24 protein-coding genes are annotated in these 21,853 nt (G+C 71.2%); 17 read left to right on the top strand and 7 right to left on the bottom strand.

The genetic code is table 11. The features are described 5' to 3' along the window. Window positions 1-11: 11 nt before the first annotated feature. The 3 genes from ACIBLA_RS34480 to ACIBLA_RS34470 are packed head-to-tail and all read left to right on the top strand — an operon-like array spanning window position 12 to window position 4,017. Complete coding sequence (locus ACIBLA_RS34480) at window positions 12-1,178, top strand: ABC transporter ATP-binding protein (RefSeq protein ID WP_399200883.1); 1,167 nt, start codon at window positions 12-14, stop codon at window positions 1,176-1,178. Continuing rightward, entirely contained in the window at window positions 1,175-2,902 is a 1,728-nt protein-coding gene (locus ACIBLA_RS34475; RefSeq protein WP_363244506.1) for an iron ABC transporter permease, read from the top strand. Before ACIBLA_RS34480 ends, ACIBLA_RS34475 begins: the two co-directional genes overlap by 4 nt. Next, window positions 2,899-4,017: an ABC transporter substrate-binding protein gene (locus tag ACIBLA_RS34470; RefSeq protein ID WP_399200882.1), complete on the top strand. Its 1,119-nt coding sequence runs from the start codon at window positions 2,899-2,901 to the stop codon at window positions 4,015-4,017. Before ACIBLA_RS34475 ends, ACIBLA_RS34470 begins: the two co-directional genes overlap by 4 nt. A 7-nt stretch (window positions 4,018-4,024) precedes the next feature. On the opposite strand, the gene ACIBLA_RS34465 is transcribed toward ACIBLA_RS34470, so the two are convergent. Further along, window positions 4,025-4,729: a hypothetical protein gene (locus ACIBLA_RS34465; RefSeq protein WP_363244504.1), complete on the bottom strand. Its 705-nt coding sequence runs from the start codon at window positions 4,727-4,729 to the stop codon at window positions 4,025-4,027. Between the two features lie 2 nt (window positions 4,730-4,731). Further along, on the bottom strand, window positions 4,732-5,322 hold the full coding sequence (locus ACIBLA_RS34460) for a sigma factor-like helix-turn-helix DNA-binding protein (protein WP_363244503.1): 591 nt from the start codon (window positions 5,320-5,322) through the stop codon (window positions 4,732-4,734). 361 nt (window positions 5,323-5,683) lie between these two features. Here ACIBLA_RS34460 and ACIBLA_RS34455 point away from each other — a divergent pair, with 361 nt between their 5' ends. From ACIBLA_RS34455 to ACIBLA_RS34420, 8 genes are all read left to right on the top strand, one after another. Continuing rightward, the gene (locus tag ACIBLA_RS34455) at window positions 5,684-6,502 is read left to right on the top strand and encodes an SAM-dependent methyltransferase (RefSeq protein ID WP_363244502.1); all 819 of its coding nucleotides are present in this window, start codon (window positions 5,684-5,686) and stop codon (window positions 6,500-6,502) included. Between the two features lie 161 nt (window positions 6,503-6,663). Further along, complete coding sequence (gene dhaK / locus ACIBLA_RS34450; RefSeq protein WP_399200881.1) at window positions 6,664-7,656, top strand: dihydroxyacetone kinase subunit DhaK; 993 nt, start codon at window positions 6,664-6,666, stop codon at window positions 7,654-7,656. A gap of 96 nt (window positions 7,657-7,752) precedes the next feature. After that, window positions 7,753-8,367, top strand: a complete 615-nt coding sequence (gene dhaL / locus ACIBLA_RS34445; protein ID WP_363244529.1) for a dihydroxyacetone kinase subunit DhaL — start codon at window positions 7,753-7,755, stop codon at window positions 8,365-8,367. After that, window positions 8,364-8,774 carry a PTS fructose transporter subunit IIA gene (locus ACIBLA_RS34440; RefSeq protein WP_363244500.1) on the top strand — a complete coding sequence of 137 codons (411 nt, stop codon included), beginning with the start codon at window positions 8,364-8,366 and terminating at the stop codon, window positions 8,772-8,774. Before dhaL ends, ACIBLA_RS34440 begins: the two co-directional genes overlap by 4 nt. Before the next feature lie 103 nt (window positions 8,775-8,877). Beyond that, window positions 8,878-10,905 carry an FAD-dependent oxidoreductase gene (locus ACIBLA_RS34435; protein WP_399200880.1) on the top strand — a complete coding sequence of 676 codons (2,028 nt, stop codon included), beginning with the start codon at window positions 8,878-8,880 and terminating at the stop codon, window positions 10,903-10,905. A 47-nt stretch (window positions 10,906-10,952) separates the two neighbouring features. Next, a complete protein-coding gene (locus ACIBLA_RS34430; protein ID WP_399200879.1) occupies window positions 10,953-11,519 on the top strand; it encodes a PadR family transcriptional regulator in 567 nt (188 codons plus the stop codon). A 112-nt stretch (window positions 11,520-11,631) separates the two neighbouring features. Beyond that, window positions 11,632-13,116, top strand: a complete 1,485-nt coding sequence (locus ACIBLA_RS34425; protein WP_363244497.1) for an FAD-dependent oxidoreductase — start codon at window positions 11,632-11,634, stop codon at window positions 13,114-13,116. Window positions 13,117-13,216: 100 nt separating this feature from the next. Continuing rightward, a complete protein-coding gene (locus ACIBLA_RS34420; RefSeq protein WP_363244496.1) occupies window positions 13,217-13,672 on the top strand; it encodes a tellurite resistance TerB family protein in 456 nt (151 codons plus the stop codon). A 126-nt stretch (window positions 13,673-13,798) separates the two neighbouring features. Here the strand turns inward: ACIBLA_RS34420 and ACIBLA_RS34415 are convergent, their stop codons facing one another. After that, complete coding sequence (locus tag ACIBLA_RS34415; RefSeq protein WP_399200878.1) at window positions 13,799-14,740, bottom strand: M56 family metallopeptidase; 942 nt, start codon at window positions 14,738-14,740, stop codon at window positions 13,799-13,801. Between the two features lie 4 nt (window positions 14,741-14,744). Next, window positions 14,745-15,155 carry a BlaI/MecI/CopY family transcriptional regulator gene (locus ACIBLA_RS34410; RefSeq protein WP_363244494.1) on the bottom strand — a complete coding sequence of 137 codons (411 nt, stop codon included), beginning with the start codon at window positions 15,153-15,155 and terminating at the stop codon, window positions 14,745-14,747. A 149-nt stretch (window positions 15,156-15,304) separates the two neighbouring features. On the opposite strand from ACIBLA_RS34410, the gene ACIBLA_RS34405 reads away from it, so the two are divergent. Then, window positions 15,305-15,880 carry a TerD family protein gene (locus ACIBLA_RS34405; RefSeq protein WP_355182559.1) on the top strand — a complete coding sequence of 192 codons (576 nt, stop codon included), beginning with the start codon at window positions 15,305-15,307 and terminating at the stop codon, window positions 15,878-15,880. 120 nt (window positions 15,881-16,000) lie between these two features. Here ACIBLA_RS34405 and ACIBLA_RS34400 read toward each other — a convergent pair whose 3' ends face one another. From ACIBLA_RS34400 to ACIBLA_RS34390, 3 genes are all read right to left on the bottom strand, one after another. Continuing rightward, window positions 16,001-17,302, bottom strand: a complete 1,302-nt coding sequence (locus ACIBLA_RS34400; protein WP_363244493.1) for a cation:proton antiporter — start codon at window positions 17,300-17,302, stop codon at window positions 16,001-16,003. Between the two features lie 6 nt (window positions 17,303-17,308). Then, window positions 17,309-17,794, bottom strand: a complete 486-nt coding sequence (locus ACIBLA_RS34395; protein ID WP_399200877.1) for a cation:proton antiporter regulatory subunit — start codon at window positions 17,792-17,794, stop codon at window positions 17,309-17,311. A 322-nt stretch (window positions 17,795-18,116) separates the two neighbouring features. After that, on the bottom strand, window positions 18,117-18,407 hold the full coding sequence (locus tag ACIBLA_RS34390; RefSeq protein WP_363244492.1) for a DUF3040 domain-containing protein: 291 nt from the start codon (window positions 18,405-18,407) through the stop codon (window positions 18,117-18,119). A 184-nt stretch (window positions 18,408-18,591) separates the two neighbouring features. Here ACIBLA_RS34390 and ACIBLA_RS34385 point away from each other — a divergent pair, with 184 nt between their 5' ends. The 5 genes from ACIBLA_RS34385 to ACIBLA_RS34365 all read left to right on the top strand — a co-directional run bounded on the left by ACIBLA_RS34385 (window position 18,592) and on the right by ACIBLA_RS34365 (window position 21,750). After that, a complete protein-coding gene (locus ACIBLA_RS34385; RefSeq protein ID WP_399200876.1) occupies window positions 18,592-19,572 on the top strand; it encodes a HAMP domain-containing sensor histidine kinase in 981 nt (326 codons plus the stop codon). A 5-nt stretch (window positions 19,573-19,577) separates the two neighbouring features. After that, complete coding sequence (locus ACIBLA_RS34380; RefSeq protein ID WP_399200875.1) at window positions 19,578-20,267, top strand: response regulator; 690 nt, start codon at window positions 19,578-19,580, stop codon at window positions 20,265-20,267. 86 nt (window positions 20,268-20,353) lie between these two features. Beyond that, on the top strand, window positions 20,354-21,214 hold the full coding sequence (locus ACIBLA_RS34375; RefSeq protein ID WP_399200874.1) for an ABC transporter substrate-binding protein: 861 nt from the start codon (window positions 20,354-20,356) through the stop codon (window positions 21,212-21,214). 108 nt (window positions 21,215-21,322) lie between these two features. Beyond that, complete coding sequence (locus tag ACIBLA_RS34370; RefSeq protein WP_363244488.1) at window positions 21,323-21,517, top strand: SIP domain-containing protein; 195 nt, start codon at window positions 21,323-21,325, stop codon at window positions 21,515-21,517. Further along, window positions 21,469-21,750, top strand: coding sequence for a siderophore-interacting protein (locus ACIBLA_RS34365; protein ID WP_399200873.1), 282 nt, complete (start codon window positions 21,469-21,471; stop codon window positions 21,748-21,750). Before ACIBLA_RS34370 ends, ACIBLA_RS34365 begins: the two co-directional genes overlap by 49 nt. Window positions 21,751-21,853: the final 103 nt, after the last annotated feature.

Below are 21,853 nucleotides of genomic sequence, written 5' to 3'. Positions count from 1 at the left end.
AAGGAGCTGTCATGAAAGTCCAGTTGGAGAACATCACGCTCGCCTACGGCGACGCGACCGCAGTCGACGATCTCAGCATCGACATCGAGGACGGCGAATCCCTCGTCCTGCTCGGCAAGTCGGGCTGCGGCAAGACCTCGACCATGCGCTGCGTGGCCGGCCTCGAAACACCCACCGGCGGCCGGATAACGATCGGCGACACCGTCGTCTTCGACAGCGAACGCGGCATCAACGTGCCGCCGAACAAGCGCAACGTGGGCATGGTGTTCCAGTCGTACGCGGTCTGGCCCCACCGTACGATCCACCAGAACGTCGCCTTCCCCCTCCAGCAGCAGAAGCTGCCCAAGGACCAGATACGCGAGCGCGTCGCCGATGTGCTCGACCTGGTCGGGCTCAGCGAATTCGCCGACCGCGGCGCCAGTCTTCTCAGCGGCGGCCAGATGCAGCGCGTCGCGCTCGCCCGCAGCCTCGTCATGCGGCCCAGCGTGCTGCTGCTCGACGAGCCGCTGTCCAACCTGGACGCCAGGCTGCGCGACCGGCTCAGGGTGGAACTGCGGGAGATCCAGCAGCGGCTCAGTCTGACCTGCGTGTACGTCACGCACGACCAGTCCGAGGCGCTGGCGCTCGCGGACCGTATCGCGCTGATGCAGAACGGCCGTATCGTCCAGACGGACCGGCCGGAACTCATCTACGACACCCCCTCGTCGGCGTCGATCGCCGACTTCCTCGGGGTCTCCAACATCTTCCCGTGCACGGCGATCGAGCCGCCGGCCGGATCGGGCGCCGGATCGGGCGCCGGATCGGGCGCCGGATCGGGACTCACGGAGAGTGAGGGCCGGGACGCACGGGCGCTGCTCGGACTGACCGGCCACGAGGTCGAGGTCCTCGCCGAGTGCGGCAGCACGCCGCCCACCGACCCCAGCGTCTGCATCCGCCCCGAGGACATCCGGCTCACCGACGCCCCCACCGCCGACGGCGTGAACAACTGGCCCGGCCGCGTCGAGGTCGTCAGCTTCCAGGGCAGTTACGTCCGCTACCGCGTCAGCCTCAAGGGCGGCCCCGAAGTGGACGCGATCGTCCCCCGGCGCGGCCGTGACCTGCTGCGGCCCGGCGCGTCCGTCTGGGCCGCGGCCGACCCCGCCGCCGTCCAGGTGCTGCCCTCGGAGGTGCCCGCATGAGCGCCGTGATCCCGCGGCTGCGGCGCGGCACTCGGCTGCGCCGGGGACTGCCCACCGGCGTCCTGCTGGTTGCGCTGGGCATCCTCGTCGTCGTACCGATGCTGTTCATCCTGCTCGCCGCCTTCAGCGGCGACGTGCCACGCCCCGGCGCGATCGGGCTCGACACGCTCTCGCTGGACAACTTCGCCATCCTCGGCACGTCGCAGGCCATGGGCGCGCTCGGCAACTCCGTCCTCGTCGCCGGCGCCGCGTCGGTGCTCGCGCTCGGCATCGGCTGCGGGCTGGCGTTCCTCGCCGCGCGCACCGACACACCGGGCAGACGCTTCCTCTACTTCGTCGGCATCGCGCCGCTGTTCCTGCCCTCCCTCGTCGGCGCCATCGCCTGGTCGCTGCTGGGCAGCCCGGCGACCGGCTTCCTCAACCTGCTGCTGCACGGCGCCGGGCTCGACGTCACCCTCGACATCTACACCGTGCCGGGGCTGATCATGGTGCTGGCGCTCTACTACGCGCCGTACGCCTTCCTCCTCGTCCACGCCTCGCTGTCGCTGATGAACCCCGACCTCGAAGAGGCGTCGTTCGTGCACGGCGCGACCCTGCGCCGCACCCTGCGGCGTGTGACGTTCCCGCTGGCCATGCCCGCGATCCTCGGCTCCGGGATCCTGATCTTCGCGCTGACCATGGAGAACTTTCCGGTCGCGCAGGTGATCGGCAATCCGGGCCAGATCGACACCCTCCCGAGCTTCATCTACCGGCTCATGAACGCCTCGCCGTCACGCGGCAACGAGGCGGCGGCCGTGTCGATCGTCCTCACCCTGGTCCTGCTCGTCGTCACCGCGGTGCAGCAACGCGCCGTGCTGCGGCGCAAGTTCACCACCGTCACCGGCAAGGGCGTCCGAGCCCGTACGGTGCCGCTGGGCCGCTGGCGGGGGCCCGCCTTCGCCGCGGCGCTCCTCTACTTCGCGCTCGCCGTCGTCCTGCCGCTCGGCGCGCTGACGGTCGCCTCGCTGCAGAGTTCGCCGTATCTCTCCAGCATCGGCCAACTCACCGAGAGCGACGCGCTGTCGTTCTACGCGCTGGGCGAGATGATCATGTCTCCGGAATTCATCGAGGTCGCCCGCAACAGCGTGCTCACCGCCGTACTCGCCGGTGTGCTCGGCACGGCCATCAGCTTCGCCCTCGCCTACACCGTCTACCGCACGAAGGCACCGGGCCGCCGCGCGCTGGAGTTCGTGGCGATGGCTCCGCTCGCCGTGCCGGCCATCGTGCTCGGCCTCGGTCTGCTGTGGACCTGGCTGGTGATGCCGCTTCCGGTGTACGGGACGATGGCGGTCCTCGTCGTGGCCTTCCTGGCCGTCTTCCTGCCCCAGGGTTATCGGGGCGTGGCCTCCTCCATCCTTCAGGTGGACCGGGATCTGGAGGACAGCGCCGTCCTGCTCGGGGCGCCGCGCGCCCGTGCGATCTCGCATGTGACGCTGCCGCTGATGCGGGTCGGGATGGTGTCCACGCTGCTGCTTCTGCTGATGCTCTGCATGCGTGAACTGTCCGCCGCGCTCTTCCTGTTCACCTCCGACACCCGGCTCCTCTCAATCATGATCTTCGACAACTTCGACAACGGCGCCATGCAGGGCGCGGCGACGGTGAGCCTGCTCTACTGCGGCGTGATCCTGGTCATCGCGCTCCTCGCGAAGTCGCTCGGCGCCAAGACCGTGGACGGTGCCCGATGAACCCGAAGACCTCGCGTATTCTGGCCGCGCTGACGGCAGTTGGGGCGCTGACCGCCGCCGCTGCCTGCGCGCCTCCGCCCACCACCGCGGTCGTCGACCTGTCGGCCACCCAGGTCGACACCTCAGGCGGACTTGTCGTGGACGGCGAACACATAGCCGACGCCGAGCTGTTGGCCGCCGCCAGGAAGGAGGGCTCGCTCTCCCTCTACAGCGGCTACATCGAGAACTCCGAGAAACAGGTCATCCGGGCCTTCGAACACGACACCGGCATCAAGGTCGACCTCGTGCGTCTTGTGCCTAACCGCCTCGCGGAGCGCGTACTGAGCGAACAGGGCGCGGGCAAGCTCGGCGCGGACGTGGTCCGTACCTCCGACTACGACATCGCCTCGCGAATGCGCGCCGCCGGGGTCTTCCGGGCCCACCAGGTGCCGGGTTACGCCAAGTTGGACGACACCGTGCGCTACCACGGCGGCGAGTTCTACCGCGTCTTCGACCCCCTCTACACCTTCGCGTACAACACCGTTCTCGTGGACAGGAAGGACGCGCCCACCTCCTGGAAGGACCTCACCGAGGCGGAGTGGAAAGGCAGCCTCGGCATCACCCAGGTCGGCGCGGGCGGCAGTTCGCTCGCCCTGACCAGGTTCCAGGAGGACCGGCTCGGCCCGGACTATCTGCCCGCGCTCGCCGGCCAGCAGCCCCGGATCTTCGACTCGTCGAGCGCGGCGCTGGAGAGCCTGGCGCGCGGCGAGATCTCCGTGGCGACGGCGGTCGTCAGCAGCGTCAACATCGCGGCGAGCAAGAACGCACCGGTCGACTTCGTGGTGCCCGACGAGGGCATGGCCGCGTACGACTACTACCTGGGCAAGGCGACGTCGGCGAAGCACGAGGCGGCGGCCGAACTCTTCCTCGACTGGAACATGTCCCAGCGGGGCCAGGACGTCTTCCGCCAGATCGGCGAGTTCCCCGCGCGCAGTGATGTGACGCCGCCGGAGGTGCTGGGCCACGACCTGCCGACGGTGGCGAGCGGGCGCGTCGTCCGCTTCGAACCGAAGGCGCTGCTGGCGGCGGCCGATGAGGATCAACGGCGCTGGCTGTCGCTCTTCGGCTATCTGTGAGGGACCCTCACTCCACCTCACGGGGAGGGACCTGGTGGCTGTGCGGAAGGTCATGGGTCAGGGTGGGGAGCGGGCGGGGGATCGTGCCGAAGTCCCGGTCCGGCGCGACGGGAAGCCGGTTGATGACCGCTTCCAGTCGCGCCGGCAGGGTGGGACGGCTGCCGGAGCGGCACTGGGTGAGCAGTTGGTGACGGATGCTCTCCGGCAGCAGCGCGGATGTGGCGAAGTCCGGTGCGGCTCCGTCCGGGGGGCTGAGCCGCCGGGCCTCCGCGCGCCAGTACCTGGCGTCGCTGAACTCGGCACGCCTTCCATGGGCGAGGAAGAGACAGAAAGCGGCGGTCCGGTTGCCGCCGCCTGCGGCGAACTGCCACCAGAACTGGGCGGCGTCGTGATCCCCCGTCAGATGCAGCAGCGCGCCGAAAACCACCGCTCCCTCGGCGTCCGGCCGGTTGTCATCGGCCAGACGGGCCAGGGCCGTTGCCGCCTGAGGAGTGTCGACGATGAGCGCGACCGCGAGGTCGAGATCGCGGGCGGCCTGCTCGTGGGCGGCGACAGGACGCGGGGTCTCGGGGACGGCACCGGCGTCCGAGGAGTCCGCGTGGGCGCCGACCCGTCGTCGGGCGGCCTCGGTGTCGTAGTCCGTGTAGGTGTCGGCAAGGACCTCTGCCGCGTCGAGCAAGTCACTGATGGAGGCGTGGTCGTTGGTGCGCACGTCTAATCGTCGGTCTCCGTCAGGCCGGTGTCCAGGTTCAGCTCCCGTGCCAGTCGCCGGCGCGCGTGTCGTACGTGGGAGCGCACGGTGGCGAGTTCGATGCCCAGGTACTCCGCGACCTGCTCCTCGTCCCCGCCCAGGACGAACCGCAGGACGATGACGTCGTACTGGCGCTCGGGCAGGCCCGCGATGGCCCCGTACAGGCCGAGTTCGTTCTCCAGGACGGCGAACTCGTCGCGTGTCCCGTGCAGGAGGAGTTTTCCGACGGCCGCGTGGAAGGCGGCCGTGCCCACCAGGAGCGGCTGAAGCCCGCGGGCGTCCAGCCAGCGGTGGACCTCTTCCTTCAGCACCGCCCAGGCGTACTGGGGGACGGACTCCTGGGCCAGTACGTGCCTCCAGTCCCGCTTCAGTCGCGCGCAGGCGGTGTCCACGACGCTCTCGGCCGCAGGCCGGCCGCCGACCTGGGTGTGGGCGTAGCGCATCCACAGCTCGCGGTGATAGGCGTGGAACGCGTCGAAGGTCAGACCCAGCCGTCCCTGCCGGGCGTCCGGAGTGGCGTGCGCACCATGGGTCCGGGGAGAAGGAGCGGTCATCACGTCCCCCTCTCGGACACGGGAGCGGGCCCGTCCCGTCTCCAACTCAAGGGAGCGCCGGACGACACCGCCGGAGCTTCCGGATCGAGTTCCACGCATGTCCTTGGTCGACTGGTCATCACGCCGCTCCACGGCGGAGGGCGCCGTTGGAGACGGCGTGTCTCACCCCTCAGCCAACCGGAGGAACGGGTCTCCTGTGCGGCCCATCCCCAAATTGTCTTCACGGACAGCAATAGTATGACTACTCAGGCGTTCGGGTCGGGGCTTCGGCGGCATGTTCTCCATTCGCCCGAACGGACCGTCACGGGGCCCTGCGCGTACCCTGTCCGCTCGGACACCGAAGAACCCCTGGGGGCATGGCATGGCGGACGACGGCACGGTGGACCTGAAGCTGGATCAGGCACATTCGGCCCGTATGTACGACTACTACCTCGGTGGTACCACCAACTTCCCCGCCGACCGGGAAGCCGCCGGCAAGGCCCTGGCCGCCTTCCCCTCCCTCCTGGCGACCGCCCGCATCAACCGGGGCTTCATGCGCCGCGCCACGCGGTTCCTCGCCGAAGAGGGCATGACCCAGTTCTTCGACATCGGCACCGGCATCCCCACCTCCCCCAACCTCCACGAGGTCGCGCAGGAGGTCACTCCCTCGGCCCGCGTCGTCTACACCGACAACGACCCGATCGTGCTCGCCCACGCCCGCGCGCTGCTCCACAGCCACTCCGACGGCCACACCGCCTACGCGCACGCCGATGTCACGAACCCGGCCGGACTCCTGGCGGCACAAGAGATATCGGCGACCCTGGACTTCAGCCGGCCCATCGCACTGAGCCTCAACGCTCTGCTGCACTTCGTCACCGACGACCGTGTCGAGGGCGGCGCCCACGCCATCGTGGAACACCTCAAAGCGGCGCTCCCCCCGGGAAGCACGCTGACCATCACCCATGTCACCCCGGACTTCGACCCCGAGGGCATCGCCCGCCTCACCGGCGCGTACCAGGCCGCCGGCACCCCCGGCCAGGCACGCCCGTACGCCGACATCGTCTCCTTGTTCGACGGCTGGGACCTCCTGGCCCCCGGCGTCGTCCCCACCCAGCGGTGGCGCCCCGCCCCCGAGGACCAGTCGGAGAACGTCTCCGACGCGGAAGCCGCCTGCTACGCCGGAATCGCCCGCAAACCCTGACCGGAGGACCACCGCCGCGAGTCGCCGGCCCGGCCCGCGTCGGGGGGCGCCCGACGACCGCGCGTCAGGCTTCACGATCATGGCCGCTTCTTTGATACTGAGTGCGCCGGCCACGGCGGAATCTCGGACCGGCTGGCTCGTAGCCTTCTGAGGAGGACCCGTTGAGAATGCTCATCAATGTCCCGGAGACCGTGGTCGCCGACGCGCTGCGCGGGATGGCCGCCGCGCATCCCGAGCTGTCCGTGGATGTGGACAACCGTGTCGTGGTACGCCGCGACGCACCCGTCGAGGGAAAGGTCGGGCTGGTCTCGGGCGGCGGTTCCGGGCACGAGCCGCTGCACGGCGGGTTCGTGGGGCCGGGGATGCTGTCCGCCGCCTGTCCGGGTGAGGTGTTCACCAGTCCCGTACCCGATCAGATGGTGCGGGCCGCCGCCGCTGTCGACAGTGGCGCGGGGGTGCTGTTCATCGTCAAGAACTACACGGGGGACGTCCTCAACTTCGACATGGCGGCCGAGCTCGCCGAGGACGAGGGTGTCCGTGTCGGCAAGGTGCTCGTCAACGACGACGTGGCCGTGACCGACAGCCTGTTCACCGCCGGCCGGCGCGGCACGGGGGCCACGCTCTTCGTCGAGAAGATCGCCGGCGCCGCCGCCGAGGAGGGCGCGCCGCTGGAGCGGATCGAGGCGATCGGCCGGCAGGTGAACGAGAACGCGCGCAGCTTCGGTGTCGCCCTCAGCGCCGTGACGACCCCGTCCAAGGGCAGCCCGACCTTCGACCTGCCGGACGGCGAGCTGGAGCTGGGCATCGGGATCCACGGCGAGCCGGGGCGGGAGCGGCGCGCGATGATGACCTCGCGCGAGATCGCGGACTTCGCCGTCGACGCGGTGCTGGAGGATCTGCACCCGTCGGGCCCGGTGATCGCGCTCGTCAACGGCATGGGGGCGACACCGCTGCTGGAGTTGTACGGCTTCAACGCCGAGGTGCAGCGGGTGCTGGCCGAGCGGGGCGTCACGGTGGCCCGTACGCTCGTCGGGAACTATGTGACCTCGCTCGACATGGCCGGGTGCTCGGTGACGCTCTGTCAGGTCGACGAGGATCTGCTGCGGCTCTGGGACGCGCCCGTCGAGACGCCCGCGCTGCGCTGGGGCCGCTGATCCCGCCGGCGCGTACGCCCGACACGTACGCCGCCGCCCGCACGCATCCCCGACGCTCTTCGAGGAGACCTTGTGTCCGACCAGGATTCCGAACCGGTGCTCGACGTCGATTTCTTCCGCGGCTGGCTCACGACGGCCGCCGCCTCCGTGGAACGGGAGGCGGATCATCTCACCGAGCTGGACTCGGCGATCGGCGACGCCGACCACGGCACCAACCTCCAGCGCGGCTTCCGGGCCGTGATCGCGGCGCTGGAGGCGGAGCCGCCGGCCACGCCCGGCGCCGTACTGGTCCTCGCGGGGCGGCAGTTGATCTCCAAGGTGGGCGGCGCCTCGGGGCCGCTGTACGGGACGCTGCTGCGGCGTACGGGAAAGGCGCTGGGCGACTCCGCCGAGGTGACGCACGCTCAGCTGGCCGAGGCCCTGGGTGCCGGGGTCGCCGCCGTGGCGCAGCTGGGCGGTGCGAAGGCCGGGGACAAGACGATGATCGACGCGCTGGAGCCCGCAGTGGCGGCGCTCGGCACGTCGTTCGCCGCCGCGGCGACCGCGGCCGACGAGGGCGCGGTGGCGACCGTGCCGCTCCAGGCCCGCAAGGGCCGGGCCAGTTATCTCGGTGAGCGCAGCAAGGGACATCAGGACCCGGGCGCCACGTCCTCGGCGCTGCTGATCGCGGCCCTCGCGGCGACGCCGGGGGCGCGGGGGACGGGCGGATGAGTAACGAGAAGCCGGTGGGCATCGTGCTCGTGTCGCACAGCCGGGCCGTCGCGGAGTCCGTCGCCGAACTGGCCGCCGGGCTGGCGGGCGGTGGCGCGACCGCTCCGGTGGCCGCCGCCGGCGGCACTCCGGACGGCGGGCTCGGTACGAGTTCCGAGCTGATCGCCGGGGCCGCCGCCGAGGTGGACCGGGGTGCGGGCGTCGCGCTGCTGGTGGATCTCGGCAGTGCCGTGCTGACCGTCAAGTCGCTGCTGGCCGAGGGCGACGAACTGCCGGACGGCGCACGGCTGGTGGACGCGCCCTTCGTGGAGGGCGCGGTCGCGGCCGTGGTCACGGCGTCGGCGGGCGGGGACCTGGACGCTGTGGAGGCGGCGGCCGTGGAGGCGTACAGCTACCGCAAGGTCTGACGCCGCCGAGGGCGAGAGACGGGCCACACTCTGTGCAACTGGTTGCACAAGGTGTGGCCCGCGGGCTACTACTGGTGCGTAACCATCGCGCGAGGAGCCCCCCATGAGCCCGTACCCCCGCCTCTTCAGCCCGCTCGATCTGGGCTTCGTCACCCTGCCCAACCGGGTGCTGATGGGCTCGATGCATGTCGGCCTGGAAGAGGCCGAGAACGGCTTCGCCCGCATGGCCGCCTTCTACGCCGCCCGTGCGCGCGGCGGCGTCGGCCTGATCGTGACCGGCGGCATCGCGCCCAACGACCGGGGGCTGCCGTACGAGGGCGGCGCCCGGCTCACGACCGAGGCGGAGGCCGAGCCGCACCGGCAGGTGACCTCGGCGGTGCACGCCGAGGGCGGCCGGATCGCGATGCAGATCCTGCACTTCGGGCGGTACGCCTACCATCCGGACCTGGTGGCGCCGAGCGCGCTCCAGGCCCCCATCAGCCCGCACGTGCCGCACGCCCTCACCGACGACGAGGTGGAGGAGACGGTCGAGGACTTCGTACGGGCGGCGGAGCTGGCGCGGCTGGCCGGGTACGACGGCGTCGAGGTCATGGGCTCCGAGGGCTATCTCATCAACGAGTTCATCGCCGCGCGGACCAATCGGCGCGAGGACCGGTGGGGCGGCGGCTACGAGAACCGCGTCCGCTTCCCGCTGGAGATCGTCCGCCGTATCCGGGAGCGCGTGGGCCCCGACTTCATCCTCATCTACCGGCTGTCGATGCTCGACCTGGTGCCCGGTGGCTCCTCGCTCGCCGAAGTCGTCACGCTGGCCAAGGAGATCGAGGCGGCGGGCGCGACGCTGATCAACACCGGGATCGGCTGGCACGAGGCCCGGATCCCGACGATCGCCGCGTCCGTGCCGCGCGGCGCGTACACCTGGGTGACGAAGGCACTGATGGGGTCGGTCTCCGTACCGCTGATCACCAGCAACCGTGTCAACACCCCTGAGGTGGCCGAGCAGTTGCTGGCCGACGGGCGCGCCGACATGGTGTCCATGGCCCGCCCCTTCCTGGCCGATGCCGACTTCGTCGTGAAGTCACGCGACGGGCATGCCGACACGATCAACACCTGCGTCGGCTGCAACCAGGCCTGTCTGGACCACACGTTCAGCGGAAAGATCACCTCCTGTCTCGTCAATCCAAGGGCCTGCCACGAGACGGAGCTGATCCTGACCCCCACCCGGCGTGCCAAACGGGTCGCCGTCGTCGGGGCCGGCCCCGCCGGTCTCGCGTGCGCCGTGTCCGCCGCCGAACGCGGGCACCGGGTCACGCTGTTCGACGCGGCGGACGAGATCGGCGGACAGCTCAACGTGGCCAAAAGGATCCCCGGCAAGGAGGAGTTCAACGAGACACTGCGGTACTTCGGCGGGCGACTCGCGCGGCTCGGGGTCGACGTACGACTCAACACCCCCGCCACGGTGGAGGAGTTGACTGGCGGTGAGGCCGGATTCGACGAGATCGTCGTGGCGACCGGCGTCACACCACGTACGCCCGCGATCCCCGGCATCGACCACACCCGCGTGGTCAGCTATCTCGACGTACTGCGCGGCGGCGCCGCTGTCGGGGAGCGCGTCGCGATCATCGGCGCGGGCGGTATCGGTTTCGACGTCGCGGAATTCCTCACCGACAGCGGCGACGAGGCGAGTCTGGACGCGGACGTCTACTTCCGGCAGTGGGGAGTCGACACCGGCTACCGCTCCCCCGGCGGGCTGCGGGAACCCGTACGGACGAAGCCGCCGAGGACCGTTCATCTGATCCAGCGGAAGACGGGGAAGGTCGGCGCAGGGCTCGGCAGGACGACCGGGTGGATCCACCGCACCGAACTGCGGCACCGGGGAGTCACCACGATCGCGGGCGCCGTCTACGACCGTATCGACGACGAGGGGCTGCATCTGACGGTCGACGGCACGCCCACCGTCCTGCCGGTGGACACCGTCGTCCTGTGCGCGGGGCAGGAGCCACGGCGTGAGCTGTACGACGCGCTCCGCGCGGCCGGCGCCTCCGCGCATCTCATCGGCGGCGCGGACGTCGCCGCGGAACTCGACGCGAAGCGCGCCATCGACCAGGGGACGCGGCTGGCGGCCACGATCTGAGCGCCGGTCCGAACGGTCCGAACCGGCCGAACTTTTAGGATGCGGTCATGTCCCTCCCCCACGCCATTCTCACCGCCCTCCTCGAAAGACCCTCGTCGGGCCTGGAACTCACCCGCCGCTTCGACCGCTCCATCGGCTACTTCTGGTCGGCGACACATCAGCAGATCTACCGGGAGCTGGGCAGGCTGGAGCGGTCGGGTTACATCCGCGCGCTGGCGTCGGAGCAGCCGGCCCGCGGGCGGAAGAAGGAGTACGAGGTACTGCCGGCCGGCCGCGAGGAGCTGGCCGGCTGGGTGTCGGGCCGCGAGGATCCCAAGCCCGTACGGGACCCCCTGCTGCTCAGGATGCGGGCGGCGGCGGTCGTCGGCACCGACGGGCTCCCCGACGAGCTGCGCCGCCATCTCGCCCTCCATGAACGGCAGTTGGCCGCGTACACGGACATCGAGACGCGGGACTTCGCGCCGGAGGGGAAAGCCAGGGAGGCGAGCGAGGCGGACCGGCTGCGGCATCTGGTGCTGCGTGCCGGTATCGATCTGGAGCGCAGATGGGTCGAGTGGCTCACCGAGGCGCTTCACGAGACGAGCGCCGCACCGGCCCGGCCTGACGGCGCGTAGACCGGGGCACGGCCGGCCGGTGTCCTTCCCGAGCACCGTCCGGCGGCGTGCGCCCGGCTCCGACATACTGGGGTCCCGCGATCAACTTCCGTACGGAACCGGAGAGATGGCCATGGAGCGAACCCCTCCCCACCGGGACACGGGCCGGCCGGCGCGCCACGCGGTGGTGATCGGCGGCGGCATCGCCGGCCTCCTCGCGGCCCATGTACTCGCCGCGCACGCCGACCGGGTGACGATCGTCGAGCGCGACCGGTTCCCCGACGGGGCACGGCCCCGGTCGGGTGTCCCGCAGAGCGGTCATATCCATGTGCTGCTCGGCGGCGGTCAGTTGGCACTGGACACCCTGCTCCCCGGCATCGTCGCCGAGCTGCGGGAACACGGCGCGCCACGCGTCGGGATGCCGGCCGACCTGATCCAGTGGCAGGCGGGCACGTGGTACCGCCGTACCCCTTCCACCGCCCATCTCCTCACCGGCTCCCGCCCGCTCCTCGAATGGCTCGTACGCCGAAGGGTCCTGGCGGATCCACGGATCCGGACGGTGCAGGGTACGGAGGTGGTGGGCCTGCTCGGTGACGCGGTCCGCACGACCGGTGTACTGCTCCGGGAGCGCGGAGCCGGCGCCAAGGCGGCGGGGGGAACGGAGGCGGAGACCGCCGTCCGGGCGCGCGGCGGTGTCGTCACCCGCGCGCTGACCGCCGACCTGGTCGTGGACGCCGCCGGCCGGGGTTCGCGGGCTCCCGACTGGCTCGCGGCCGTCGGCGCCGAGCCCGCCGCGGAGGAAACACTCGACAGCGGACTGGCGTACGCCACCCGCGTCTACCGTCCCGGCGAGGTCGACGGCATCACCGACACGATCGGCTACTACGCCGTCCCCGACCCCACCCATGTGCGGGGCGGCGTCGCGGTGCCGATGGAGGACGGCCGCTACCTCGTCACCTTCTCCGGACTGCGTGGGAGCGAACCCCCGTCGAACGGCGAGGAGTTCGCCGACTTCGCCGCGGGGCTCCCCCATCCGTTCCTGTACGACTGGCTGAAGCGGGCCGAGCCCGACTCGCCCGTGCGCGCGTTCCGCAACACGGCGAACATCCGCCGCAGGTACGACCGTCCGGGCCGTCGCCCGGCCGGCTTCCTCGCCGTCGGCGACTCGCTGTGCGCCTTCAATCCCGTGTACGCGCAGGGCATGACCGTCGCCGCGCTCAACGCCGTCGCGCTGCGCGAGGCGTTGACGGACCGGCGCCGTACGCCCACCACCCTGCGCGTGCAGCGGGCGATCCTCGCCGCCTCGCGGCAGGCCTGGGACATCTCGGCCGGCGCGGACAGGGGGATGCCGGGCGTCGTCGGCGACGCGGCGCGGGCCCGCGCGGCCGACCGGCCCGCGGCCTGGTATCTGGCGCGGGTTCAGCAGCGGGCGGGTGGCGATCCGGTCGTCGGCGCGTCGTTCCGTTCCGTACTGCACCTCACCGCGCCGCTGGGCGCGCTGTTCGCGCCGCGTGTCGCACGCGCGGTGCTGTTCGGGCCGTTGCCGCGCACCCCCGGCGAACCGCCGATGTGGCGGGAGTTCGGCGGGGGTACCTCGGAGCGGGACGGCGCCTCGTAGACTGGTGACTTCTACATAACTGTAGAAGCAGACCTGTCCCGTGCCACTCCTTCCCCGGCACGGGCAGCCCGAGGCACACCCCGAGACATACGGAGCACTCATGGCCCTGTGGGATCGCATCAAGGAATCCGCCCAGACGATGCAGACCCAGCTGGAGGCGAAGAAGAACGACCTCAAGAGCGGCTCGTTCCGCGACGCCAGCATGGCGATGTGCGCCCTGGTCGCGGCGGCCGACGGCTCCATCGACCCGGCCGAGCGTCAGCGCGTCACGCAGCTGATCACGAGCAACGATGTGCTGCGGAACTTCCCGCCGGCCGATCTGCAGAAGCGCTTCGACGACTATCTGAACCAGCTCCTCGCCGACATGGCGCTCGGCAAGGTCAATGTGCTCCAGGAAGTCGCCAAGGCGAAGAAGAAGCCGGCCGAGGCGCGTGCCGTCATCCAGATCGGCATCGTCATCGGCGGCGCCGACGGCAACTTCGACGCCCAGGAGCGTGCTGTCGTACGCGAGGCGTGCTTCGCGCTCGACCTCCCGCCGCAGGAGTTCGACGTCTAGGGCGTGTTGCGAAAGTAGCGCCGTCCGCCCGTCGGCCAGGCGGGACTTTCAAAACACGCCCTCGCCGCGCGCTGTTCCTCGTCGCCGGACGGTCCGCCTCTGTGAGCCAGGTCCTGTCCGGCGACGTCACAGCGGGCCCGCCTTCAGGACGAGGAACAGCGTGACCGTCGCGTTCGCCGAGGAGAGCGCCGATCCGAGCGTCCCGGCCGCCGCCGCCCAGGCCGCCAGACCCACCGCGGTACGCACCGGCGGCCAACTGGCCGCCGACGGCGCGGGTTGAAGCAGCGCGGCGACCCGGCGCGGCACCGGTCCCGGCACCGGTCCCGGCGCGGCGAAGCCCGCCAGTGTCGGGGTCGGTGTGCCACGCGAGACGAGGGCCGCCTTGCCGATGGCCCGCGCCACCACCCGCCGCTCCCCCGTCACGCGTGCCGCCTCCTCGTCCGCCCAGCGCTCCGTCGTGTAGGCGACGGCCGACCGCAGCGGCATCAGCAGCGGGTTGGCCCGCGCGGCGAAGCGGACCGCGAGCAGATAGCGGTGGTGGTGCCCGGCGAGATGTGCCCGTTCATGGGCGACGAGCGCCGCGCGTTCGCCGGCGTCCAGACCCGCGAGCATGGCCGTGGAGACGACGATCCGCCCCCGTACGCCCGGCAGCGCGTACGCGTAGGCGGCCTCGTCCGGCAGCACGGCGAGTTCGCCGTCCGGCACCCCCGCCAGCGCGTGCTCCGCCTGACGGCGGACACGCCGGTGCCTGCGGAGGGCGGTCGACCACGACACGGCCACGGCGAGCAGCGCGACGACGGCGCCCTTGCCCACGGCTTCCTCGTACGGCGCCGTGGTAGGGGCCTCCTCCCGGTCGACCCAGGCGTCGGGCAGCGGATGACCGGGCAGTTGGACCGTACCGACGAACACCAGCAGTTCCAGGCACACCGTGCTGCACACGGCGAGGACCGCGGCCAGCGCCGACAACAGCCGCGTGGCGACGCGCGGATGGAGATGCCGCTCGGCGAGACGCGCGATGGGCAGCGCGGTCAGGGGCAGCAGCAGCGGCAGCAGGACGAACACTCCCATCCGGTCAGTCCTCCGTCCCGTCCTCGGGAAGACCGAGCAGGTCGCGCAGCAACTGTTCGTCGTCCGGTGAGAGGGCGGTGACGAACCGGGCCAGGACCGCCTCGCGGTCCGACTCGCCGTCCAGCACACGGCGCATCCGCAGGGCCGCGAGCCCCGCCTCGTCGGAGGTCGCGCACCATTCGAAGAACCGGCCCACCCGCTCACGGGTGACGGCCCGTTTGGCGTGCAGCCTGGTCAGGATGGTCATGACCGTGGTGTACGCCAGGTCCCCGCCGAGTTGGTCGAGCACCCAGCCCGCGTTCACCGGTCCCGGCGCCTGCCGCAGTACGGTGAGCACCTGGGCCTCCAGCTCGCCCTGGCCGCGCCGACGCGGGCGCCCGTCCGGGCCGCTGTCTCCACCGACCTGTTCCCTCACACCGTCTCCCTCCGCTTCCGGCGTGCGCCCTGGGTCCATCCGGCGCAGGTCCGGCGTGGCTCCGGCGTGGCAGCTCCGCCGCTCCGCACACACTTCTACAGTGTTGTAGATTTTTGTTACGGTCACCAGCTCAACTCAGGAGGAGCAGCGTGGGAGTTTCCCTGTCCAAAGGCGGCAATGTCTCGCTCACCAAGGAGGCGCCGGGGCTGACAGCCGTCCTGGTCGGTCTCGGGTGGGACGTCCGCACGACGACCGGTACCGACTACGACCTGGACGCCAGTGCCCTGCTGGTCAACGAGGCCGGAAAGGTCGGCACGGACCAGAACTTCGTGTTCTACAACAACCTCAGGAGCCCCGACGGTTCGGTGGAGCACACCGGTGACAACCTGACCGGTGAGGGCGAGGGTGACGACGAGGTCGTCAAGGTGAACCTGGCGGCGGTACCGGCCGAGATCACCAAGATCGTCTTCCCGGTGTCGATCCACGACGCCGAGAGCCGCGGCCACAGCTTCGGCCAGGTCCGCAACGCGTTCATCCGCGTGGTGAACCAGGACGGCGGTGCCGAACTGGCGCGCTACGACCTCAGCGAGGACGCGGCGACCGAGACGGCGATGGTCTTCGGCGAGCTGTACCGCAACGGCGCGGAGTGGAAGTTCCGCGCGGTGGGCCAGGGTTACGCCTCCGGCCTCTCCGGTATCGCCGCCGACTTCGGTGTCGGGGTCTGACGACTCGTACGGCATCGGCACACCCGAAGGGGCGTGGGGCGCGGGGCGCGCGCTCCACGCCCCTTCGGCGTGCCAGGACCTCGGGCGGGCCTCGTAACGGCTCACCGGCCCCGACCGGCCTCAGCCGTGCGAATGGGCCGTGTCGGTCGGCCCCGTGGCGGCGGGCGCCTCGGTGACAGGCGCCTCGGTGACGGACGCGTCCCTGACGGCCTGCTCGGCGGGAGACTTCTCGGTGAGGGACTTCTCCGCGACCGGCGGCGCCTGCGGCGGCGGCTTCCGGGTGAAGCGCCGCGCCAGCGGTTCCGTCCAACGGGCCGCCAGCGGCCCGAGGATGACCAGGATCAGCACGTACGCGGTGGCCAGCGGGCCGATCCGGGGCTCCACCCCGACGGCCAGCCCCGCGATGACGATGGAGAACTCCCCGCGCGCGACGAGGGTGCCGCCCGTCCGCCAGCGGCCCGCCGTCTTGACTCCCGCTCTGCGTGCCGCGTACCAGCCCGTGGCGATCTTCGTCAGCGCGGTGACGACGGCCAGGATCAGGGCGGGCACGAGCACCGGCGGGATGGCGGCCGGATCGGTGTTCAGACCGAAGAACACGAAGAAGACGGCGGCGAAGAGGTCCCGCAGCGGCGCGAGCAGGTTGTGGGCGCCTTCGGCCACTTCCCCGGAGAGCGCGATACCGACGAGGAACGCGCCGACGGCGGCGGAGACTTGAAGCTCCTGGGCGACGCCCGCGACGAGCACCGTGAGTCCGAGGACGACCAGCAGCAGCATCTCCGGGTTGTCGGAGGAGACCGCGCGGCTGATCAGCCGGCCGTGGCGCAGCGCGACGTACAGCACGACACCCACACTGCCGAGGGAGATGAGCAGCGTGAGGCTGCCGCCCGCGAGGCTCAGTCCGGCCAACAGCGCGGTGAGCAGCGGCAGATAGACGGCCATGGCGAGGTCTTCGATGACCAGGACACCGAGGATCACGGGGGTTTCGCGGTTGCCGAGCCTGCCGAGGTCGCCGAGCACCTTGGCGATCACGCCGGACGACGAGATCCAGGTGACGCCCGCGAGCGCGACGGCGGCGACCGGACCCCAGCCGAGCAGGAGCGCGGCGACGGCGCCGGGAGTCGCGTTCAGTACGAAGTCGACGATGCCGGAGGGGTACTGGGTCTTGAGGTTGGTGACGAGATCGGAGGCGCTGTACTCCAGCCCGAGGAGGAGCAGGAGCAGGATGACACCGATCTCGGCGCCCGTGGCGATGAATTCCTCGCTGGCCGCCATGGGGATGAGGCCGCCGTGGCCGAAGGCGAGCCCCGCCAGCAGGTAGAGCGGGATGGGTGAGAAACCCACCCTCCCGGCGAGCCGGCCGAGCAGGCCCAGGCCGAGGATGACGGCCCCGAGTTCGATGAGCAGCGCGGTCGTGTCGTGCACGGGCGATTATCCTCCGGTGATCAGTTCGGCGACGGCGTCCACGCCTTCCCTGGTGCCCACGACGACGAGCGTGTCCCCCAGTGCGAAGCGGAAGTCCGGCGTGGGCGAGGGGACGGCGTCGGTGCGGCGCAGGACGGCGACGATGGACGCGCCGGTGCGGGTGCGGGCCTGGGTGGAGCCGAGCGTGCGTCCTGCGAAGGGGGAGCGTTTGGTGATCGGGATGTGCTCCGTGACGAGGTCGATCTCCAGGTGCTGGTGGAGATGCCCGACCGGGTCGGGCATCAGCAGCTTGGAGAGTGCCGTCGCCTCGTACGGGGCCAGCGGGGTGGAGTCCTTGCAGTTGTCGTCGTCCTCGGGGTCGTGGAAGGCGACGATGCGGCGCCCGTCCTGGTGCACCACGACCGAGATATGGCGGCCCGAGTCGGTGTTCAGGTCGTAGCGGGTACCGACTCCGGGCAGGGCGGTCTTGCTGACGTGAGCGGTGTGCTCCATAGGAAGGCGCTCCATGCGGGCATGCGTTGGCGGTGTGTGGGCCGCGGGGCCCCTGGCCGGGGGAATTCTCCACCATCCGGCGTGGCAGGGGCGCGTCAGTCGCCGGCGGCCGGCCGGGGGCGGACGGGCGCTAAGGGGTTACGGGTGCGCTCGCGCATGAGCCGCCCCTCCACCTCGACCACTGATCGGCAATGAGCGGCCCAGCACTCAACCGAGCGGCGGCAACTCATTGGCTATTTTAACGTAAAACAAAATGGGTCGATTGCCCGCATAAGTGGGGGTATTGACTGGTGTGCCGGGGCGTGCCGGGGGCCTCGGCCCGTCAGGAGGGCGGCGGAGTGCCGCGCCGTATGTGCTCCCGGTCCGGGTCGAAGAGGTGTCCGGCCGCACCGGACACCACGAGCCCGCCCGCCAGAAGGAGCCCGTGTCCCAGCGCGACCCCCATCCCGAGCAGCCCGAGGCCGACGGCGAGCGTCAGCCACGCGGCGCCGCGCCGGTACTCGCGGGGGCGGCAGGGGCGGCCCAGCGCGAAGGCGGCGGCGAAGCGGGGATCGTCGTGCCGCAGCCGGTCTGCGAGGTCGTCGAGCAGCCGGTCTTCGTCGGGGGCGTGCATGGAACCTCCTCCCCCCGTATCCACCGGATGCCTCTGTCCACGATCACCCGGCGCACCCCACCCCCACCATCGGTGCCGGCACCCATATCCGGGGGTGTGGGACATGCAGATCGCCGGGTGGTGGCCGGGACTCGTGACGCGTACGGGCGATAGTGGGAGGACCACCCCGAGGAGGCCGTACTCCGTGTCCCTGTTCTGGCGCATCTTCCTGCTCAACGCCGCCGTGCTGTTCGCGGCGACCGCGCTGCTGCTGCTCGGCCCCGTCACGGTCTCCGCGCCGGTCCTGCTGACCGAGGCGATGATCATGGCCGCCGGTCTGGCCGCCATGCTGATCGCGAACGCCGGGCTGCTGCGGATCGGACTCGGACCGCTGCAACGGCTCACCCGCGCCATGACCACCACGGATCTGCTGCGTCCCGGCCCCCGGCCGGCCGTGTCGGGACACGGCGAGATCGCCGAACTGATCAGGACGTTCAACACGATGCTGGACCGGCTGGAGGCGGAGCGCGCGGCGAGCAGCGCGCTGGCGCTCTCCGCGCAGGAGGCCGAACGGCGCAGGATCGCCCAGGAGTTGCACGACGAGATCGGCCAGACCCTGACGGCCGTGCTGCTCGATCTGGGGCGAGTCGCCGACGGGGCGCCGGAGCCGCTGCGGGACGAACTGCTCCAGGTGCGGGAGACCACCAGGGACAGCCTGGACGAGATCCGCGGGATCGCCCGCCGGCTGCGCCCCGGCGTGCTGGAGGAGCTGGGGCTGATCAGCGCGCTGAAAGCCCTGACGAACGAGACCACGACCCATACCGGACTCAACGTCACGCGCAGCTTCGACGTCGATCTGCCCGCGCTGGACCCGGAGGTCGAGCTGGTGCTCTACCGGGTCGCCCAGGAAGGGCTCACCAACATCGTCCGGCACGCACGGGCCGAGCAGGTCGGCGTGGCACTGCACCACAGTGCGCTCGGAGTCGAACTGCTGGTCAGGGACGACGGAGGCGGAATCGGTACGGCCCAGGAGGGCGCGGGTATCCGGGGCATGCGCGAGCGTGCGCTGTTGATCGGCGCCGACGTGTCGGTGGGCGACGCGCCGGGCGGCGGTACGGAGGTACAGCTGCACGTCCCCGCCACGCACATCGCACCGGCCGCGCGTCTCACGAACGGGAGCCACTGACCGCCATGACCGAACGGCACTCCGGAGACGGCCCCTCCGCCGCACCCATGCGGACCCGCATCCTGCTCGCCGACGACCACGCCCTCGTACGGCGCGGGGTGCGGCTCATCCTCGACGGCGAGCCCGACCTGACCGTCGTCGCGGAGGCCGGCGACGGCGCCGAGGCCATCGAGATGGCCCGCGAACACCGCCCCGATCTGGCCATCCTCGATATCGCGATGCCGAGACTGACCGGCCTCCAGGCGGCCCGCGAACTCTCCAGGCTGCGGCCGGAGATGCGCATCCTGATCCTGACGATGTACGACAACGAGCAGTACTTCTTCGAGGCGTTGAAGTCCGGCGCGAGCGGCTACGTGCTCAAGTCGGTCGCGGACCGGGACCTGTTGGAGGCGTGCCGGGCGGCGATGCGCGACGAGCCGTTCCTCTACCCCGGCGCCGTCACCGCGCTCATCCGTAACTACCTGGAGCGGGTACGCAGGGGCGAGGGCATCCCGGAGAACGCCGTGACCGCACGTGAGGAGGAGATCCTCAAACTCGTCGCCGAGGGCCACTCGTCGAAGGAGATCGCCGACCTGCTGGTCATCAGTGCCAAGACGGTCGAGCGCCATCGGGCCAATCTGCTGCAGAAGTTGGGACTCAAGGACCGCGTGGAGCTCACCCGGTACGCCATCAGGGCCGGTCTCATCGAGCCCTGACCGGCGTACGGTGGGAGTTCCGGCGTCACCCGCCGGGCAGGGTCACACTCAGGCACCGCACCACGAGAGCGGAACGAGGCGACGCCATGTCCCCGCGCAGCGGCTGGGAGTTCACCGACGATCGCGGCCAACTCACCGTCGCGCCCCACCGCCCGGAGCGGGTGGTCGCCTACATACAGGCGGGCGCGACCCTGTGGGACCACGGCCTGCACCCCCTGGGCATCTTCGGGTCCCACCACGACGGGGAGAGCCCCGACCCCGCGAAGGCGGGCGGGCTGCCGCTCGGCTCCACCCGCTTCTTCGGCGCGGGCAGTTCGGTCGATCCGGACGCCGTCCTCACCGCCGGACCGGACCTGGTGGTCGCCGTCAGCTACGGCGGCGGGCAGATCTACGGGATCGATCCGGAGACCGCCAAGCATCTGGAGGAGCGGGTGCCCGTGGTCGTCGTCGACGTGGGCAGGGACCGGCCGCTGGACGGGATCAGGGACCGGTTCACGGCGCTCGCCCGCTCGCTCGGCGCGCCGCACGAGCCGGACGCGCAGGACCTTCGGTGGGCGGAGGACCGGCTCCGTACGCTCACCGCGCGGCCCGCGGCGGCGCGCGTGCTCGCCCTGTCGGCCGCCGGGCCCGGCACCGTACATCTCGCACGGCCCGGCACATGGCCGGACCTGCGGGCGCTGTCGACGCTCGGTGTCGATCTGCTGGATCCCGGTCAGGGGGCGGGTGCCAACTGGCGTACGACCGACTGGGCAGAGGCGCTCGCGTTCGATCCGGACGTCGTGCTCGGCGACATCCGGGCGAACGCGGCGACGCCCGACGTACTGCGGAACGACGGCCACTGGCGCGCGCTGCGGGAGCGGACGCGCACGGTGGCATGGAATCCGGAGGCGCCGCGCAGCCATCGGGGGCACGCGCGCTTCGTGGACGCGGTGGCGGCGGCGCTGTAGGGGCGTTCCAGGCGAAGGCGAGGGCCCCGCGACCCGCTGGGCGCGTTCGGCACGGATCGGTGATGTGCTGGGCATGTTCGGCCCGTCCGCGTACTTCGCGGAGACTGGATGCTGCTGGCCGGGGACGGGTCGGCGCTGCCGGCGATCGGCACGATCACCGAGGCGCTGCCCGAGGGGGCACACGCGGTGGCGTACGTGGAGGTGTGGGACGGCGCCGAGGAGCAGCGCTTCGAGTCGGCGGGCGAGGTGACGGTGTGCACTGGCTGCACCGTGCCGCGTCGACTGGTGACAGCCCGCTGGTGACGGCCGTGCGCGGGGCGGCGTTCCCGGCGGGCTCGGTGTTCGCCCGGCTCGGCGGCGAGGCGAGTACGGTACGGGCGCTGCGCCGGCATCTGGTCGGTGAACGGGGCCTCGACAGGCGCTCGGTCCACTTCACCGGCTACTGGCGTCGCACCCTGACCCAGGACGACGCGCCGACGGAGTCGGACCTGGCGGAGGCACGGGAGCGGTTGGCCGACCGGGGTTCGCCGTTCTGAGTGGGGTAACTAGATGAGTAAGTCCGATGTGCTGGTCAGTGGTCGTAGGCGGTCAGTGACCGGGTGATCGGTGTTCTGGTGCGGCGGTTGTGCCAGATGGCTG

The sequence above is a fragment of the Streptomyces sp. NPDC050433 genome, assembly GCF_044458565.1.
Classification (GTDB): domain Bacteria; phylum Actinomycetota; class Actinomycetes; order Streptomycetales; family Streptomycetaceae; genus Streptomyces.
This window is presented reverse-complemented; position numbering and strand designations above follow the sequence as displayed.